This window comes from Pseudomonas sp. P4_B4 (genome assembly GCF_056402255.1).
The window spans coordinates 243,187-260,862 of the sequence record NZ_JBFUHS010000004.1; the positions used below are offsets into that span (position 1 = coordinate 243,187).

14 protein-coding genes are annotated in these 17,676 nt (G+C 60.7%); 1 reads left to right on the plus strand and 13 read right to left on the minus strand.

Annotated features, from left to right (window positions below; genetic code table 11):
- The first annotated feature begins 4 nt into the window (after positions 1 to 4).
- A complete protein-coding gene (locus AC1DVE_RS07385; protein WP_223461679.1) occupies positions 5 to 688 on the plus strand; it encodes a hypothetical protein in 684 nt (227 codons plus the stop codon).
- 18 nt (positions 689 to 706) lie between these two features.
- On the opposite strand, the gene AC1DVE_RS07390 is transcribed toward AC1DVE_RS07385, so the two are convergent.
- From AC1DVE_RS07390 to AC1DVE_RS07450, 13 genes are all read right to left on the minus strand, one after another.
- Positions 707 to 1,303, minus strand: a complete 597-nt coding sequence (locus AC1DVE_RS07390; RefSeq protein WP_223533104.1) for a MarC family protein — start codon at positions 1,301 to 1,303, stop codon at positions 707 to 709.
- Positions 1,304 to 1,368: 65 nt separating this feature from the next.
- Entirely contained in the window at positions 1,369 to 4,146 is a 2,778-nt protein-coding gene (locus AC1DVE_RS07395) for a hybrid sensor histidine kinase/response regulator (protein WP_477783863.1), read from the minus strand.
- Positions 4,147 to 4,246: 100 nt separating this feature from the next.
- Positions 4,247 to 5,542 (minus strand): phosphoribosylamine--glycine ligase, encoded by a 1,296-nt coding sequence (gene purD / locus AC1DVE_RS07400; protein WP_223461683.1) that lies wholly within the window; start codon positions 5,540 to 5,542, stop codon positions 4,247 to 4,249.
- Positions 5,543 to 5,715: 173 nt separating this feature from the next.
- On the minus strand, positions 5,716 to 7,323 hold the full coding sequence (purH, locus tag AC1DVE_RS07405; RefSeq protein ID WP_223461684.1) for a bifunctional phosphoribosylaminoimidazolecarboxamide formyltransferase/IMP cyclohydrolase: 1,608 nt from the start codon (positions 7,321 to 7,323) through the stop codon (positions 5,716 to 5,718).
- 81 nt (positions 7,324 to 7,404) lie between these two features.
- Entirely contained in the window at positions 7,405 to 7,725 is a 321-nt protein-coding gene (fis, locus tag AC1DVE_RS07410) for a DNA-binding transcriptional regulator Fis (protein WP_007907419.1), read from the minus strand.
- Positions 7,722 to 8,732: a tRNA dihydrouridine synthase DusB gene (dusB, locus tag AC1DVE_RS07415; protein ID WP_223461686.1), complete on the minus strand. Its 1,011-nt coding sequence runs from the start codon at positions 8,730 to 8,732 to the stop codon at positions 7,722 to 7,724. Before dusB ends, fis begins: the two co-directional genes overlap by 4 nt.
- Before the next feature lie 184 nt (positions 8,733 to 8,916).
- Positions 8,917 to 10,170, minus strand: a complete 1,254-nt coding sequence (locus AC1DVE_RS07420) for a DUF3426 domain-containing protein (RefSeq protein ID WP_223461688.1) — start codon at positions 10,168 to 10,170, stop codon at positions 8,917 to 8,919.
- A 30-nt stretch (positions 10,171 to 10,200) separates the two neighbouring features.
- Positions 10,201 to 11,079 carry a 50S ribosomal protein L11 methyltransferase gene (gene prmA, locus AC1DVE_RS07425; protein ID WP_223461689.1) on the minus strand — a complete coding sequence of 293 codons (879 nt, stop codon included), beginning with the start codon at positions 11,077 to 11,079 and terminating at the stop codon, positions 10,201 to 10,203.
- A 283-nt stretch (positions 11,080 to 11,362) separates the two neighbouring features.
- Positions 11,363 to 12,721 carry an acetyl-CoA carboxylase biotin carboxylase subunit gene (gene accC, locus AC1DVE_RS07430; protein ID WP_223461691.1) on the minus strand — a complete coding sequence of 453 codons (1,359 nt, stop codon included), beginning with the start codon at positions 12,719 to 12,721 and terminating at the stop codon, positions 11,363 to 11,365.
- Between the two features lie 17 nt (positions 12,722 to 12,738).
- Positions 12,739 to 13,203, minus strand: coding sequence for an acetyl-CoA carboxylase biotin carboxyl carrier protein (accB, locus tag AC1DVE_RS07435; RefSeq protein WP_223461693.1), 465 nt, complete (start codon positions 13,201 to 13,203; stop codon positions 12,739 to 12,741).
- A gap of 24 nt (positions 13,204 to 13,227) precedes the next feature.
- Positions 13,228 to 13,683, minus strand: coding sequence for a type II 3-dehydroquinate dehydratase (gene aroQ / locus AC1DVE_RS07440; protein WP_007971361.1), 456 nt, complete (start codon positions 13,681 to 13,683; stop codon positions 13,228 to 13,230).
- 132 nt (positions 13,684 to 13,815) lie between these two features.
- Positions 13,816 to 15,561: a protein-disulfide reductase DsbD gene (locus AC1DVE_RS07445; protein WP_223461695.1), complete on the minus strand. Its 1,746-nt coding sequence runs from the start codon at positions 15,559 to 15,561 to the stop codon at positions 13,816 to 13,818.
- A gap of 163 nt (positions 15,562 to 15,724) precedes the next feature.
- Positions 15,725 to 17,671, minus strand: coding sequence for a methyl-accepting chemotaxis protein (locus tag AC1DVE_RS07450; RefSeq protein ID WP_223461697.1), 1,947 nt, complete (start codon positions 17,669 to 17,671; stop codon positions 15,725 to 15,727).
- Positions 17,672 to 17,676 lie beyond the last annotated feature (5 nt).

Here is a 17,676-nt window from a genome sequence, read left to right on the forward strand (position 1 = left end):
CAATATGAGTAGTAGTGGTTATGTTAATGCAGGGAGCTTATTGGTCATTTCATCATCGCTGTCGGCGTCGGTGCGCGAAGATATCCTTTCTTCATTTCTCTATGCACAATTGACCTCGACCAAGAGTTACCCGGAATTCAAGGACTTCAACGCGTGGAATGCCAGGTGTACCGAGGCATTGAAGTTTCTTCTCTATAAAGAATCGGGCCGGGTCGGGGATGGTTTTTTTTCGTCCTCTGTGGATAAAAGCGTAACGTTCGAGAGCTTTGTCAGGAAGCGGCTGGCGCCTTTGTTGGCGCTCGATGAGTGCAGGGCATTGGATCTTTTGCTGCAACACGCCTTGAGTCTTGAAGTGCAGAGCCCTGGTCTCGATTTGTTGACGCGATACGCCGTAGAAGTGGGGGGGGCGGAGAGCGGTAGTGCCCCGGTTGTCAGCCGTATCAGGATCCATGCCGGCGTGGTGGATGAGTCTGCAACCCTGAGAATGCTGACTATCAACCTTGCTACCCGTACACCCATTGAACCGGTTTTTCTCAACCAGAGTTTCATGTTGAGCGAGATTGTCGGAGATGTTGAAACGAAATGCTTTGTCGCTCAACTGGGCGAAGACTATGCCGAGTACAAAAGGAAGTGGGTGCTCGACACTCTCGGTGGACGGCGTGAAAAGGAGGTCGAAAGACTTTATTGATGTGTTCTTGCTAGCCCATCACGGCATCAGATAGCCTTTGACCCCGGTAAAAATAATCTGTGCCGCCAGCGCACACACAAACAATCCCATCAACCGGCTGACTATTTGTAAGCCCTGGTCGCCAAGAATGCGCTCGATACGGCCGGACAAAAACAGCACCACGCCCACGGTAAAACTGGCCAGCGCAATGCTGACAATGGCAGTGAGCTTGTCGTCCCAGTGCGGCTGGCTCACGCCCATCACCAGCAAGGCGCCGATGGTGCCGGGGCCGACTGTCAGCGGGATGGTCAGCGGGACGATGGTCACATCCTGCTGCACGTTGTCGGTCTGTACCGCCGATTTGCCTTGCGCCATGCCCAGCGCCGAGATGAACAGCACGCTGCCGGCGCCGATGCGAAAGGCATCCACGGTAATGCCGAAGACAGTGAAAATCACTCGGCCGAACAAGTACAACAGAACACTGGAGACCAGGGTGGCGACCGCTACTTTCCAGGCCAGCCGACGCTGTTCCTTGCGCGAATAACCACGGGTCAGGCTGATGAAGCAGGACAACACGAAGAATGGGCTGTAGAGCACCAGCATCTTCAGATAAACGCTGAACAACACATGGAGCATGGTGCCGGGCTCACTGGCGAGGGAAGTCGAGAGGGAGTCTATCAGGGGTTGCGAAGTCTGTCGGCTCAGGAGGTTTGGGTTGTTGTGCGATTCTGCTGGTCACGCTGGGCGACCCAGTGTTCGATCAGTTCGCGCAACTGCGACAGTTCCACCGGCTTGGCCATGTGTCCGTCCATGCCGGCCTGGCGCGCACGCTCTTTGTGTTCGGCAAGGATATGGGCGGTCAACGCCACCACAGGGGTACGAACCCGCTGGTTGCTGACTTCCCAGGCGCGTAATTGCTGGGTAGCCGAAAAGCCATCGAGGATGGGCATTTCGCAGTCCATCAGCACCAGGTCGTAGCGTTGGGCCTTCATCGCCTGCAAGGCTTCTTCGCCGTTGCAGGCGGTATCCGGTTGCAGGTTGAGCTTGCTCAGCATGCCGCGGATCACCTTGGTCGAAATGCTGTTGTCTTCGGCCACCAGAATGCGGAAGTCGCTGGGGACCTTGACCGGCAGGGCCGGGCCGCTTTGCACTGGGTGGGTGGCGACGAGACCGTTGTTGCGTTGGGTCAGTTCGTCGGCCAGGGTGGTCTTGAGGGTGTAGCCGGCCACTGGTTTGGCGAGGATGCGCTTGATCCCGGAGTTGCGCGCGATGATCTTGCTCGGTGCGTTGCTGATGCCGGTGAGCATGATCAGCAGGATGTCATGGTTCAGGCTCGGGTCTTCCTTGATCTTGGCCGCCAGTTGCATGCCGGTCATGCCGGGCATGTTCTGGTCCAGCAGGACTACATCGAAGTAATCGCGCAAATGAGCCTTGGTGCGCAGCAGTGCCAGCGCCTCCTTGCCGGAAGACGCGGCGCTGACATTCAGGCCCCAGGCGCTGCATTGCTGCACCAGCACCTTGCGACAGGTGTCATTGTCGTCCACCACCAATACCCGCGCACCTTGCAGCGGACCGTCGAGGTCGGAGGTCGGGTGTTCGAGGCGATCCGGGTCCAGTGGCAGGGTCAGCCACAGGGTGCTGCCCTGGTTGCTGCCACTCTTGATCCCGAATTCCCCCTGCATCAAGCGGATCAGCTGGCGGGCAATCACCAGCCCCAGGTTGCCGCCCAGGTGGGTGGCCGAAAGGAAATGCCGGCTGTGCAGTTCGGCGTGCATCAGGGCGTCGCGTTCTTCGGCGTTCATGGGCTCGCCGCTGTCCTGCACGGCGATACGCAGGCGTGGCTTGGTGTTGCGCTCGTCGAGCGCCACGACAATCAGGATTTCGCCTTCATCGGTCTTTTTCAGGGCGTTTTCAAGCAGGCTCAACAGCGTCTGGCGCAGGCGTGTCGGGTCACCGCTGATCACCCGCGGCACTTGCGGCTGGATGAAGCTGATCAACTCGACGTTTTGCTGCTCGGCCTTGGCGCGGAAGATGCTCAGGCAGTCTTCGATCAGCGCGTTGAGGTCGAACTGCACATCGTCCAGCTCGATCTGCCCGGACTCGAGTTTGGAGATGTCGAGAATTTCGTTGATCAGTGTCAGCAACTCGTTGCCCGCGCTGTGGATCGTCTGCACATAGTCGCGTTGCTTGACCGATAGCGGTGTGCCCAGCAGCAGCTCGGTCATGCCGAGGACGCCGTTCATCGGGGTGCGGATTTCATGGCTGATCTTCGCCAGGAACTCGGCCTTGGCGTTGATCTCGGCGTTGCTGGCCGCCAGGTCACGACTGATGCTGAAACGGTCTTCGGTGATGCGGCGCTGGCGCTCGCTCAATGCAATGCTCATCAGCAGGCCGCTGATGCAGATGACCACCAGCAAGGTGGTGAGCAGGTCATGGGGTTCGATCAGGGTCAGCCCCAACAGCGCCGGCAGGATGACCAGTGTCCCGAGGTTGAACACCACCATGGCCGCCACGAAGAGGCGAGCCGGGCGATAACCTTTTTGCCAGTGATAGGCGCTGATGAACAGCATGGTCAGGCCTGCAAGGGCCACCAGGCCATAGGTAATGAAGTTCAGCGGCAAGGTGTTGACGAACAGCAGCATCAGGCTGCAGGCGGTGATGAGCAGGACCTCGCCGAGCAGCAACCGGTTCAGCGGATGCGGCCCGAGCGGGGAGAAGAAACGATGGGCAAGCATCAGGCCGCAGGGCGCCGTCATTAACAATGCCAGGTAAGCCCCCGGCGTTTGCAGTGCATGCCAGTCCGGCAGCCAGGGACCGGCGAGGTTCAGCAACAACAGCAGGCTGAGCATCAACAGCCCTTCGCACGTCGCCAACCAGAGGGCACTGTGCGAGCGGGTGTAGGTGTAGCGGATGAGATTGTGCAGGATCAACATGGCGATGCAACCGAACAGCAGGCCATAGATCAGCGTCTGAATCTGGTTGGCAGCCGCGAGGATCGCCGATTGCAGGGTGATATAGGGCCGTAACTGGTGATCGGAGGCCAGTCGCAGGTAAACGTCGAGGGGGTTGTCGCTTTGCGGCAGAGCCAGCATGAAGTCGCTGCTGGGCAATGGTCGCTCGGATTGTGGCTGTTCGTTGCCCGTGCTGGATTGATCGATCAGCTTGTCGCCGTCCAGTACGTACATGCTGAACTGGCGCAGGTCAGGCGCGAACACCCGCAGCAACTGTTCGTGTTTGCCCGGTGCGAGCCTGAATCGCAACCATAGCGCGCCATCGGGTTCGGCCGCGGTAATGCGGTCGAGTTCGATGGGGCTGAATTGATTGGCGTAACGTGCGGAACGAATGTCGCTCAGTTGCAAGTCGCCCTGTTCGTCGAGCAATACCGCCCAGCCACTGCCTTGCGTGGCCTGGGCCGGTAGCATGCAGAGCAAGGTCAGCAAAGTGACGGTCAAGCTTATGGCAATCCTGAGCCAGCGCACGGCGAAATCCCTTCGTTAGGTTGATGCCAGAATATAACGATGCGCGACGCCGGAACAGCCAGGCAATAAACCGTGTTCATTGCCTGGCGCGGTGTTTACCTTATTCCTGATTTTCGCCACGCTCGCGGGCAATGGCACGGTAGCCAATGTCCTTGCGATAGAAACAGCCTTCCCAGTCAATCGATGCCGCCAGTTTGTAAGCCTGCTGCTGTGCAGCGTCGACGCTGGCGCCCATGGCTGTGGCGCAAAGTACCCGACCGCCGGCCGTTACGACTTGACCATCCTTGAGCGCAGTACCGGCGTGGAAGACTTTGCCTTCCAGTGCAGCTGCTGCATCCAGGCCATTGATGGCCACGCCTTTGGCGTAGTCACCAGGATAGCCGCCCGCGGCCAGCACGATACCGACGCTCGGACGTGGATCCCATTGCGCTTCGACCTTGTCCAGCGCCTGCGCCAGAGCCGCTTCGACCAACAGCACCAGGCTCGACTGCAAGCGCAGCATCACCGGTTGGGTCTCAGGGTCGCCGAAGCGGCAGTTGAATTCGATGACTTTTGGGTTACCAGCCTTGTCGATCATCAGGCCTGCGTACAGGAAGCCAGTGTAGACGTTGCCTTCCTCGGCCATGCCGCGCACGGTCGGCCAGATCACCAGGTCCATGACACGCTTGTGCACCTCGGCGGTGACCACTGGCGCCGGGGAGTAAGCACCCATGCCGCCGGTGTTTGGACCGGTGTCGCCGTCGCCGACGCGTTTGTGGTCCTGGCTGGTGGCCATCGGCAGCACGTTCTTGCCGTCGACCATGACGATGAAGCTGGCTTCTTCGCCGTCGAGGAATTCTTCGATGACTACGCGCGAACCCGCATCGCCAAAGGCATTGCCCGCCAGCATGTCGCGCACGGCGTCTTCGGCTTCGGCCAGGGTCATGGCGACGATCACGCCCTTACCAGCGGCCAGGCCGTCGGCCTTGATCACGATCGGAGCGCCTTTTTCACGCAGGTAAGCCAGGGCTGGCTCGATTTCGGTGAAGTTCTGGTAGTCGGCAGTCGGGATCTTGTGGCGAGCCAGGAAGTCCTTGGTGAAGGCTTTCGAACCTTCCAGCTGTGCAGCGCCAGCGGTCGGACCGAAGCAATCCAGGCCACGGCTGCGGAACAGATCCACAACGCCGGCAACCAGCGGCACTTCAGGGCCAACGATGGTCAGGGAAACGTTTTTCTCGGCAAAATCTGCCAGTTGCTCAAGCGCCAGTACGTCGATGGCGACGTTCTCGCACTTGGCTTCGATGGCGGTACCGGCGTTGCCCGGAGCCACGAATACCTTCTGCACACGCGGATCCTGAGCCACTTTCCAGGCCAGGGCGTGTTCACGGCCACCGCTGCCAATGATCAAAATATTCAAAGAAAGACTCCTTCGGAGAAGCTGCAAGCTACAAGCTGCAAGTAAAAGCGAGTATGTGCGGCTCTTATTTGCAGCTTATGGCTTTGAATTAATAAGGCTGCACCGGCAAGAAAGAACGGCATCTGTCTGCTCTTTCTTGCAGCTTGCAGCTTGAGGCTTGTAGCTGCCGCAACTCAGTGTCGGAAATGACGCATTCCCGTGAACACCATTGCAATCCCTGCCTCGTCGGCAGCGGCTATCACTTCGTTGTCACGCATCGAGCCGCCCGGCTGGATCACCGCAGTGATACCGGCCTTGGCCGCGTTGTCGATGCCGTCGCGGAACGGGAAGAACGCGTCGGATGCCATGACCGCACCCTGAACCTGCAAGCCGGCATGTTCGGCCTTGATTGCAGCAATTCGCGCGGAGTTTACGCGGCTCATCTGGCCGGCGCCGACACCGATGGTCTGGCGATTCTTGGCGTAGACGATGGCGTTGGACTTGACGTACTTGGCGACTTTCCAGGCGAAGATCAGGTCGTGGACTTCCTGTTCGGACGGTGCACGCTTGGTCACCACTTTCAGGTCATCGGCGCCGATCATGCCGATGTCGCGGCTCTGTACCAGCAGGCCACCGTTGACGCGCTTGTAGTCCCAGGCCGCCGCGCGGTCAGCCGACCACTCGCCGCAGGCCAGCAGGCGCACGTTGGCTTTGGCGGCGACGATGGCGCGGGCTTCCTCGCTGACCGACGGAGCGATGATCACTTCGACGAACTGACGCTCGACGATGGCCTTGGCGGTCTCGGCGTCCAGTTCGCGGTTGAAGGCGATGATGCCGCCGAACGCCGACTCAGTGTCGGTAGCGTAGGCCAGTTCGTAGGCCTGACGGATGCCGCCTTCGGCATCAGGGCTGACAGCCACGCCGCACGGGTTGGCGTGCTTGACGATCACGCAAGCCGGCTTGACGAAGCTCTTCACGCATTCCAGCGCGGCGTCGGTGTCGGCCACGTTGTTGTACGACAGTTCCTTGCCTTGCAGTTGGGTCGCGGTGGCGATGCCGACTTCGGCAGGCTTGGCTTCAACGTAGAACGCCGCGCTCTGGTGCGGGTTCTCGCCGTAGCGCATTTCCTGGGCCTTGATGAACTGGCTGTTGAAGGTGCGCGGGAATTCGCTGCGGCCGGAGGTCGAGAGGGTTTCGGCTGCCTGGTTCACGGTGCCCATGTAGTTGGCGATCATGCCGTCGTAGGCGGCAGTGTGCTCGAAGGCCTTGAGCATCAGGTCGAAACGCTGGGCGTAGGTCAGGCCGCCGGCCTTGAGGTTTTCCAGGACGCTGGCGTAATCGCTGGCGTTGACCACGATGGCCACGTCCTTGTGGTTCTTGGCAGCGGAGCGGACCATGGTCGGGCCGCCGATGTCGATGTTCTCGATGGCGGTCGGCAGGTCGCAGCCTGGCTTGCTGATGGTGGCTTCGAACGGGTACAGGTTGACCGCTACCAGGTCGATCGGCTTGATGCCGTGCTCGTTCATGATGGCGTCGTCGATACCGCGACGACCGAGGATCCCGCCGTGGATTTTCGGGTGCAGGGTCTTCACCCGGCCGTCCATCATTTCCGCAAAGCCGGTGTAATCAGCGACTTCCACTGCGGCAACGCCGTTGTCCTGCAGCAGCTTGAACGTCCCGCCGGTGGAAAGGATCTCGACGCCCAGGGCTTCAAGCTCTTTGGCGAATTCGAGGATCCCGGTCTTGTCGGAAACGCTGATCAAGGCGCGGCGGATCGGCAGGCGGGTAGTCTGGTCGGTCATCTCAATTTCCATCAAAAGCAAAGGAGTCAGCAAAAAAGGCGACCGGTTTTACGCGGGCGCCTTTCTGGTTTGATTGAATGCTTACAACAAATCGTACTGCTTGAGTTTCTTGCGCAGCGTGCCTCGGTTCAGCCCGAGCAGCTCGCTGGCCTTGGTCTGGTTGCCCTTGACGTAATTCATCACGCACTCGAGCAGGGGAGCCTCGACTTCGGAGAGCACCAGGTTGTACACATCCGTGACGGCAGCGCCCTCAAGGTGGGCGAAATAATTGTGCAGCGCCTTCTCGACACTCCCGCGAAGGGTCTGGCCTTCTTCGCTTGGCGTATTGAGGTGCTGTTTCAAATTTACGTTGTCGCTCACGGGTGTTGTTCCACTCACTAAAGTCTCGGTCATCATCGTCATGCGGCCACCCACTCTCCGTCCCCTGTCAGGCTCTTGTAACGCTCGGCGAAAAACGCCTGAACGTTGGCGCATTGTGTATCCGTACCATCCAAACGATTGAAGTGGGCGCGAAACTCCCTGGCGCCCGGCAGGGTTGCGAGATACCAGCCCACATGCTTTCGAGCAATGCGCACACCCATGACATCGCCATAGAAGGCGTGCAGGGCAGCCAGATGCTCTAGCAGAATGCGTTCCACCTCGATCAGTTCCGGTGCCGGGAGTTTCTCGCCGGTACGCAGGAAATGGTCGATCTCACGAAAAATCCACGGCCGCCCCTGGGCAGCCCGGCCAATCAACAGGCCATCGGCACCGGTCGCGTCGAGCACGTACCGGGCCTTTTCCGGCGAATCGATATCGCCATTGGCGAAGACCGGAATCGACACCGCCTGCTTGATCGCGGCAATGGTGTCGTACTCGGCTTCACCGGTGTACAGGTCGGCGCGGGTGCGGCCATGCACCGCCAGCGCCGTAATGCCTGCCTGCTCGGCGATCTTCGCCACCGTCAGGCCGTTCTTGTTGTCCCGGTCCCAACCGGTCCGGATCTTCAGGGTAACCGGCACATCGACCGCAGCCACGACGGCCTGCAGGATCTCGGTTACCAGGGTTTCATCCTTCAACAGGGCGGAACCGGCAGCCTTGTTGCAGACTTTCTTTGCCGGACAGCCCATGTTGATATCAATAATCTGCGCGCCCATTTCAACGTTGGCACGGGCGGCGTCCGCCAGCATCTGCGCGTCGCCACCGGCGATCTGTACCGAGCGTGGCTCGGGATCGCCTTCGTGGATCATGCGCATGCGCGACTTGCGGGTGTTCCACAAACTCATGTCGCTGGTGACCATTTCCGAGACGACCAGTCCCGCGCCCAAACGCTTGCACAGCTGACGAAAGGGCTGGTCGGTGACTCCCGCCATGGGGGCGAGAATCAAGCTGTTATGTAATGTGTATGGGCCGATGCGTACCGCCGACATAGGACTTCCCTGTTGTGGGGCCGGATCATGAGAGTTCGAAAAAGGGTTGGCATGATACCCGCTCTCGATGACTGGATAAAGGCTGAATTGAACAAATTCTGAACAGTTATTCTGTTATTACCCGTGGTTTGGTTTGCCAGGGGGAGTCAGAAAACCGACGTTAATCCCGGAACGATGAGGTGTTTCACTCCGGAGAGTGAAAGCTCAAACTGTAGTTCACGGCCTTGGCACCAGGGTCGAGAATGTCCAGTGCAATGTGGATAGGTGTTTGCGGAGGCATTTCGGCCATGCCTTCGAGATCGCCATTGAGGTACTCGCCGGGTTTGAAGCGGCGACTGGCGATCAGGTGGCCATTGAGGTCGGCGAAGCGCAGTTCCAGCAGCGGGAAGGGCTGGGAGAAGGGCGCGCGGTTATAGATGATCGCATCGACCACCAGGGCGCCATTGAATTCGGGATGGCTGCGCACCACCAGGTTGCTGCTCTTGATTTTCGCGATATCGACCTTGGAGGGCACGGTGCAGCCGATTTGCGGGCACAGTTGCTGGAACCACGGGCGATACTGGTCCTGTCGCGCCAGTTCGTCGAAATGGTAGGCGATGTATTGGCCGGCGAGGGCGCCAGCGGCAATCAGCACCAGCAGCAACCACAACAGCCGTCGACCCCAGGGCGAGCGGCGTTTTTGCCAGTCCAGTTGCAGCGGGTCGTCGGTCAGGTCTTGCAGCACTTCGGCACGCACGCCCGGCTTGCTGCGTTCGCGTCGCTTGCGCAGCGGTTCGATCGAGGGCAGGTCGTCGTCGATTTCGTTCTCGTCGGCGGCCGACAGGCGTTCGTGGCTCAGCGGTGCATCGAGCGGGTCGTTCAGGCGCAGCTGGGGTGGTTGCTGCTCGTCGTCGAGATCAACCGGCTCCAGGGATAGCGAAGGTTCGGTGCGCGAGGTTTTGCTCGGTTCGACCGTCGGCTCTGGTGTTTCAAGGCTGTCGAGCGGTTCGTCGACTTGTGCGCGATCGGCCGCCGACGCACTGAACAGGCTGTCGGACCAAGGCTCCTCGTCATCCTGCCCGGTGCTATCGCGACGGGCGCTCAGCGAGTCGTCGCGATGGCGACCGAACTCGGTGGTCGGCTGGATTTCCCGCTGTTCGAGCCGGGCGAGCTCTTCGTCGAGGTCGAGGCTGTCCAGGTCCAGTTCGGTCGCGCTCCATTGCTTTTGGCTGATGGCGCGCGGCGGTGATGACTCAAGGGATTCCTCGGGCTGCACAGGCGGGAGCGGTATCGTGACCGGTGATTCCTTGCCGGCCTGCTCAATCAACTGCCTGGCGGCATTGAACACCTGCAGGCAGGAGCCGCAACGAACCACCCCGCGCGCCATGCTCAACTGGGCATGGCTGACGCGGAAGCTGGTTTGGCAATGCGGGCACTGAGTGACGAAGCTATCGGTCATGCGGCGATCCGGATTATGCAGGCGGCCATTCTAGCGCCGACGGCCAGTGATGCGCACCCAGCCATCGCGATTGGCGATCGGGTCCAGATCGAAGTCTTTGGCGTAGGCCGCAGCGACTTCATCGCCCTGTTCGGCGAGGATGCCCGACAGCGCCAGGCGCCCGCCCGACTTGACCAGGCCGGACAACTGCGGCGCCAGGGAAACCAGCGGGCCGGCGAGAATGTTGGCCACCAGTACGTCGGCCTGCACCTGCGGCAGGTCTTGCGGCAGGTACAGCGGGAACAGGTGTTCGGCGATGTTGTTACGCCCGGCATTGTCGCGCGAGGCTTCCAGTGCCTGCACGTCGATATCGGTGCCGACTGCTTCTTTCGCGCCCAGCAGCAGGGCGGCAATCGCCAGAATCCCCGAGCCGCAGCCAAAGTCCAGCACGTTGCAGTCTTTCAGGTCCTGACCGTCGAGCCATTCCAGGCACAGCGCGGTGGTCGGGTGAGTGCCGGTGCCGAACGCCAGGCCCGGGTCCAGCAGCAGATTCACGGCATCCGGTTCCGGCGCGGCGTGCCAGCTCGGCACGATCCACAGGCGCTGGCCGAATTGCATTGGCTGGAAACCGTCCATCCAGCTGCGTTCCCAGTCCTGATCTTCGATCACTTCGCTGTGGTGCTCGGGCAGCGGGCTGCCGGTCAACAGCTCCAGATGGGCCAATACCGGGCCTGGCTCGGTGCCACCTTCGAACAGGGCCAGCAGGTGCGTGTGCGACCACAGCGGCGTGGTGTTGAGTTCCGGCTCGAAGATCGGCTGATCTTCGGCGTCCATGAAGGTCACCGACACGGCGCCCACTTCAAGGAAAGCGTCTTCATAGGTTTCGGCTTGTTCTGGGCTGATGGCGAGACGTACTTGCAGCCAAGGCATGGCGGGCACCTTTGAAAAATATTGATTGCAGCCTAGCGGGCTGCGAGAAGGGCGCAAGTTTACGCGAGAGTGCGGCTTTTGTGGGAGCTGCATTAGCTGCGCAGATGTTGAGCGAAGCAGGGCCCTGTGGGAGCGGGCTTGCTCGCGAAGAGGGAGTGTCAGTTAATTAATGTTTGGCTGATACGCCGCTTTCGCGAGTCAAGCCCGCTCCCACAATGGGATTTGAGTTACTTCCAGAAACAACAAAGCCGCCCGAAGGCGGCTTTGTCGATGGGGTCGAAGCTTAGTGCTTCTCGCCAGCCAGCTTGTGCTCGAGGTAGTGAATGTTCACGCCCCCTTTGCAGAAGCCTTCATCGCGGGTCAGGTCGCGGTGCAGCGGGATGTTGGTCTTGATCCCGTCGACCACGATTTCGTCCAGCGCATTGCGCATGCGCGCCATGGCTTCGTCGCGGGTTGCGCCGTAGGTGATCAGCTTGCCGATCAACGAATCGTAGTTCGGTGGAACGGCATAACCACTGTACAGGTGCGAGTCGACGCGAACGCCGTTGCCGCCAGGTGCGTGGAAATGCTTGACCGTGCCCGGGCTCGGCATGAAGGTTTTCGGGTCTTCGGCGTTGATCCGGCATTCCAGCGCGTGACCGCGGATGACCACGTCATCCTGGGTGAACGACAGCTTGTTGCCGGCGGCGATGCTGAGCATCTCCTTGACGATGTCGATGCCGGTGACCATTTCCGATACAGGGTGCTCTACCTGGACACGAGTGTTCATCTCGATGAAGTAGAAACGGCCGTTCTCGTACAGGAACTCGAAAGTGCCGGCGCCACGGTAGCCGATATCGATGCAAGCCTTGACGCAGCGTGCGAGTACTTCCTCGCGTGCGTTTTCGTCGATGCCCGGTGCCGGCGCTTCTTCAAGAACCTTCTGGTGACGACGTTGCAGCGAGCAGTCGCGGTCGCCCAGATGGATAGCCTGGCCCTGGCCATCGGAAAGTACCTGGACTTCCACGTGACGTGGGTTGGTCAGGAATTTTTCCAGATAGACCATCGGGTTGCCGAACGCCGCACCAGCTTCGGAGCGGGTCAGTTTGGCCGAGGAAATCAGGTCTTCTTCCTTGTGCACAACGCGCATCCCGCGACCACCGCCGCCGCCAGCGGCCTTGATGATCACCGGGTAACCGACTTCGCGACCAATGCGCAGAGCGGTTTCTTCGTCTTCCGGCAGCGGGCCGTCAGAACCCGGAACAGTCGGTACGCCGGCAGCGATCATGGCGTGCTTGGCCGATACCTTGTCGCCCATCAGGCGAATGGTGTCGGCTTTCGGGCCAATGAACGCGAAGCCGGATTTCTCGACCTGTTCGGCGAAGTCTGCGTTTTCCGCAAGGAAACCGTAGCCAGGGTGAATGGCGGTGGCGCCAGTCACTTCGGCCGCGGCAATGATTGCCGGAATGTGCAGGTAGGAGTGGGCGGCCGATGCCGGACCGATGCAGACGGATTCGTCTGCCAGGCCCAGGTGCATCAGTTCCTTGTCAGCCTTGGAGTAAACGGCGACGGTCTTGATGCCCATCTCTTTGCAGGCGCGCAGGATCCGCAGGGCGATCTCACCGCGGTTGGCGATCAGAACTTTTTCCAACTTCGCAGTCATCAAAGGCTCTCCGCGGTTCAAACGATGGTGAACAGCGGTTGGTCGTACTCAACCGGCTGGCCGTCTTCGACGAGGATGGATTCGATCACACCGCTGGTTTCAGCTTCGATGTGGTTCATCATCTTCATGGCTTCAACGATGCACAGGGTGTCGCCTTTCTTCACGGTCTGGCCGACTTCCACGAAGGACGGCGAGGTTGGCGAAGACTTGCGATAGAAAGTACCGACCATCGGCGAACGGGCAACGGTGCCGTTCAGTGCTGGCGCGGCCGGAGCAGCAGGTGCGGCAGCGGCAGCCGGAGCGGCGGCAGCGACAGGCGCGGCAACCGGAGCATGCATTGGAGCTGGTGCGTAGTACTGCTGAGCCGGGGTCTTGCTATGACGGCTGATGCGTACGGACTCTTCGCCTTCCTTGATCTCGAGCTCGTCGATGCCGGACTCTTCCAGCAATTCGATCAGTTTCTTAACTTTACGGATATCCATGAATCATCAACTCCCAAGGGTCGGTCAGGGGCGGTTAACTTGTTGTTCAAGCTGTTCCAGGGCGGCCTCCAGGGCCAGTCGATAACCGCTGGCGCCAAGGCCGCAGATCACTCCCACCGCTACGTCGGAGAAGTAAGAGTGATGGCGGAAAGGTTCGCGTTTGTGCACGTTAGACAAATGCACTTCGATGAATGGGATGCTCACCGCCAGCAGCGCGTCACGTAATGCGACACTTGTATGTGTAAAAGCTGCTGGGTTGATCAAAATGAAGTCCACGCCTTCGCTGCGGGCAGCGTGGATGCGGTCGATCAATTCGTACTCGGCGTTGCTTTGCAGGTGCAGCAAATGGTGACCGGCTTCGCGGGCACGGCGTTCCAGGTCCTGGTTGATCTGCGCCAGCGTCGTGGCGCCGTAGGTGCCCGGTTCACGAGTGCCGAGCAGGTTCAGGTTGGGTCCGTGCAGAACGAGTAACGTCGCCATCGGCGGTTCCTATGTTATCTGTGAGCGATTGTCAGAACCCGGCGACTATGCCGCAAAGCCTTTGTGACTGTCCAGTTCTCTGCAATAGCCAGCACGATGACCGATGTTTGCGCGAAATATATGACTGCTTGATTAAATATGGTCATTCGCCCTGGCAACACGTTCGGCGAAGTCTTTGGCGTTGATCTCGCCGATCACCCGCACATCGGCGCGTTCGACGCCGTCCTTGCCGAAAAACATCAGGGCCGGGGGGCCGAACAACTGGTAGCGGTCGAGCAGGGCGCGTTGCTCGGCGTTGCTGGCGGTGATGTCGAAGCGGATCAGCCGGTAACCCTTGAGGCGTTCGATGACGACAGGGTCGTCCAGCACCTCATGTTCGATGACTTTGCAGCTGATGCACCAGTCGGCGTACCAGTCGAGCAGCAGCGGTGTGCCGGATGAGCGTGCGTCGGCGAGTGCGCGGTCCAGATCGGCCGGCGTGCTGACGGTTTGCCAGGTGCTGGTGTTTGGCGCGGGGCCGCTGTTGGCAACGATACGGGGCTGGCCGATCGGGTTGAACGGGTCGGTCTGGCCGCTGAAGGCGCCATACCAGCAGGCCAGTGCGTAAAACAGCAGGAACATACCGAGCAATTGGCCCAGGCGTTTGCGCGGTGGTTTATAGACGAACTCCAGCGCACCCATGAACAAGCCGACGCCGCCGGCCAACAAACCGATCAACAGCAAGGTGACCTGACCCGGCAAGACGCGGCTGAGCAGCGCGACGGCCAACCCGAGCAACAACACGCCAATCGCGTTTTTCACGTAGACCAGCCACGGACCGCTTTTCGGCAACCAGGCTGCGCCACCAGTGGCCACCAGCAACAGCGGTGCACCCATGCCGAGACCGAGCATGAACAGTTTCAAGCCGCCGCCCAGCGCATCGCCACTGGCGCTGATGTACAGCAGCGCCCCGGCCAATGGCGCCGAAACACAGGGTGAAACCAGCAAGCTGGAGACCACGCCCAACACTGCGGCGCCCCACAGTGACCCGCCTTTGGTGCGACCGGCGATGCTGTCCAGGCGGCTGCTGATGGCGTGCGGTAGTTTTAATTCGAAGACGCCGAACATCGCCAGCGCAAACACGGCGAAAAACATCGCGAACGGCACCAGCACCCAGGCCGATTGCAGTCGCGCCTGTAGGTTGAGCTGGGCACCGAACAGGCCCATCAGTGCACCGAGCAGGGCAAAGCAGGCGGCCATCGGCAGCACATAGGCCAGTGACAGATTGAAACCGCGCCAGCCACCGATCTGACCGCGCAGTACCACGCCCGACAGGATCGGCAGCATGGGCAGCACGCATGGCGTGAACGTCAGGCCCAGGCCTGCGAGGAAAAACAACGCCAGTTCGCGCCAGTTCCATGGATAAGCCGTCGCTGGAGCGCCGCTGCCGTCGATGCTCAGGCGCTCGGTTTCCGGCGGATAGCACAGGCCTTTGTCGGCGCATCCCTGATAGGTCACGACCAGGGTGAAGGCGCGTTGGTCGGTGCGCGGAAACTCGACGTCGAGAATGCCGTGGTAGACCTCGACATCGCCGAAGTATTCATCGTGCTTTTTCTGACCGTCGGGCAGTTTCGCCGCGCCGAGGACCACATCGGCCGGGTCGGCGCGAAATTGAAAGCGGTGACGGTAGAGGTAATAACCTTCGGTGGCGACGAAACGCAGCTTGATCGATTGCGGCGTGCTTTCTACGAGGCTCAGCTGGAAAGCTTCGCGCACCGGCAGGAAGTCGGCGCTGTTGTTGATCGAGCCCAGGCTTGAGCTGGGTCGGTTCTCCAGCAAGCCAGTGGCGCTGGCCGGCAGGGCGAACACTAAAAACAGCAGGCAGAGCAAACGGCGCATGACGATCTCGCGTATCGGAATTGGGGGGATGATAGCGGACAGTCGTTCGGTGTGCAGAGCCAAGGATGTGTGGTAAGTGAACTGACGTCATCGCGAGCAAGCTCGCTCCCACAATGACCGCGCACGACCCTGTGGGAGCGAGCTTGCTCGCGATGGCGGTCTGTCAGACGCGAAAAGCCTGAACGGCTGTATGCAATCGACCACCCAGCACCAGAAGATTTTCTCCCTGCTCACGGCCTTCGCCAATGCGCAGCAGGTTATCCCCACCCAACTGATGAATCCGCTCACTGTGGTCACGGATCTCGCTGACAGCGCCGCTTTGCTGGGCCGTGACATCGGCGATGCGTACCGCCGTGTCGGAAATGGTCTGGATCGCTCCGACGATTTTATCCAGCGCGCCATCAGCGGCCTGGGCCTGGCTGGCGGTGGCTTCGGCGTGTTCGACCTGGGCGCGCATGCCTTCCACCGATTGCCGCGCGGCAGTTTGCAGCCCTGCAATCAGCGTCTGGATTTCTGCCGTGGCCCCGGCGGTACGTTGCGCCAGTGAGCGCACCTCTTCGGCCACCACCGCAAAGCCTCGGCCCATTTCCCCGGCCCGGGCCGCCTCGATGGCCGCGTTCAAGGCCAGCAGGTTGGTCTGGTCGGCAATCGAGCGGATCACCGTCAACACGCCGCCGATGGTGGCCGACTCTTCGGCCAGGTGTTCGATCATTTGCGCATTGCCTTGCACCTCATTCACTAGCGCATGCAGGCCGGTGAGACTCAGGCCGATGACTTTCTGCCCGTGCTCTACGGCCAGGCCAGCGTGGCGGCTGGCGTCGGCGGCCTGGCTGGCATCGCCGGCGACTTGTTGGATGGTCGCCTCCAGTTCGCTGAGGGAGTCGCGGATCAGTGCCGTGTCCCCGGCCTGATGCTCGGCACCGTCATGCAGGTCGTTGCTCAGGTCGGCGAGGGTGCGGCTGCTGCCGGCCACCTGCTCGGCGTTGCGACGAATGGTCCCCACCAGGTCCACCAGATAGGCGCGCAAGCGGTTGAGGGAGGCTTCAATGTCATGCAATTCGCGGTTGGTGTTGCCCAGTTGAATGTCGCGGCTGAAGTCACCTTCGGCCCAAGTGGAGAGCGCCGGGGCGAGGTTGGTCAGGGTCCGGGCCAGTTTGCGCTGCAGGGTGTCGATCAGCAGTGCGATCAACAGAATCAAGCCGATCATCACGCCTTGCATCAGCCGCACTTCACCCTGGATCTGCCCGTGCTGGGCGCGCACCACCGGTTCCAGCCCGGCAATGGCCTGTTGCACATCGGTGATTTTCAGGTGGGTCGCCGCGCTGAGATCGGCGCGTTTCTGGATTTGATCGCGGGTGCGCGAGAGCTCAGCCGGGTAGCGGGTGAGCAGGCTGTTGAGCTCGCGCTTGAGGCCGACGCCGGCATCTTCGGCGACGGTTTTTTCCTTGTTCTCAAGGCCCATCATCGAGGCGAAATCATCGGTGTTCGACTCGCTGCTGGTGGTTACGCCCAGCAACGGCAGGGCGTCGATTTTCTCGGCCTGGGTGCGGATATTGGCGACTTCGCGTTCGACATCGGCGGCCAGTTCACTGCGGCCGCTGCTGACCAGTTTGTCCCGGGCCAGGGACAATTTACCCAGGTGCTGCGATGCGGTGAGCAGTGGTGTCAGGTAAGCCGCATTGCCACTGGCGTACTGGCTGAGCTGATCGAGACTGGCACCCAGTTCGCGCTCGGACTGCAGCAGCAAGGCCTGCGGATCGCCGGCCAGTTTGCCGGCGGCCAGCAGGTCGGTTTTGCTGAATTGTTCAAGAGTCGACAGGCTGGGGCGCAACGTCTCGGCCAGGGCCGGTGGCAATTCGCCGAGTTCTTTTTGCAGGCTGACGATGCCTTGGGCGGCACTGCTCAGGCGCAGTGCGTCGCCGCTGCCCAGGTAATCCTCGACGCTGCGGGCGACTTCATTCTGAAATTGCTGCGACAGGCCCAGGTAGCGCTCCATTAATAGGTACGGACGCTCAAGGGCTTTCTGCGACCACCACAGCGTAGCGCCGAGGGCCACGCACACGGCCACCAGAAGGAGGGTATTGAGATTGGTCAGCAGCTTCAGGCGCATTACGG

Bases quoted from the DNA above. Each gene is read 5' to 3' on its own strand.
- accB (WP_223461693.1), bottom strand. From the start codon at position 13,203: ATGGATATCCGTAAAGTTAAGAAACTGATCGAATTGCTGGAAGAGTCC.
- fis (WP_007907419.1), bottom strand. From the start codon at position 7,725: ATGACGATGATGACCGAGACTTTAGTGAGTGGAACAACACCCGTGAGC.
- accC (WP_223461691.1), bottom strand. From the start codon at position 12,721: ATGACTGCGAAGTTGGAAAAAGTTCTGATCGCCAACCGCGGTGAGATC.
- AC1DVE_RS07450 (WP_223461697.1), bottom strand. From the start codon at position 17,671: ATGCGCCTGAAGCTGCTGACCAATCTCAATACCCTCCTTCTGGTGGCC.
- aroQ (WP_007971361.1), bottom strand. From the start codon at position 13,683: ATGGCGACGTTACTCGTTCTGCACGGACCCAACCTGAACCTGCTCGGC.
- purH (WP_223461684.1), bottom strand. From the start codon at position 7,323: ATGACCGACCAGACTACCCGCCTGCCGATCCGCCGCGCCTTGATCAGC.
- AC1DVE_RS07420 (WP_223461688.1), bottom strand. From the start codon at position 10,170: ATGACCGATAGCTTCGTCACTCAGTGCCCGCATTGCCAAACCAGCTTC.
- AC1DVE_RS07445 (WP_223461695.1), bottom strand. From the start codon at position 15,561: ATGCGCCGTTTGCTCTGCCTGCTGTTTTTAGTGTTCGCCCTGCCGGCC.
- AC1DVE_RS07390 (WP_223533104.1), bottom strand. From the start codon at position 1,303: ATGCTCCATGTGTTGTTCAGCGTTTATCTGAAGATGCTGGTGCTCTAC.
- dusB (WP_223461686.1), bottom strand. From the start codon at position 8,732: ATGTCGGCGGTACGCATCGGCCCATACACATTACATAACAGCTTGATT.
- AC1DVE_RS07385 (WP_223461679.1), top strand. From the start codon at position 5: ATGAGTAGTAGTGGTTATGTTAATGCAGGGAGCTTATTGGTCATTTCA.
- prmA (WP_223461689.1), bottom strand. From the start codon at position 11,079: ATGCCTTGGCTGCAAGTACGTCTCGCCATCAGCCCAGAACAAGCCGAA.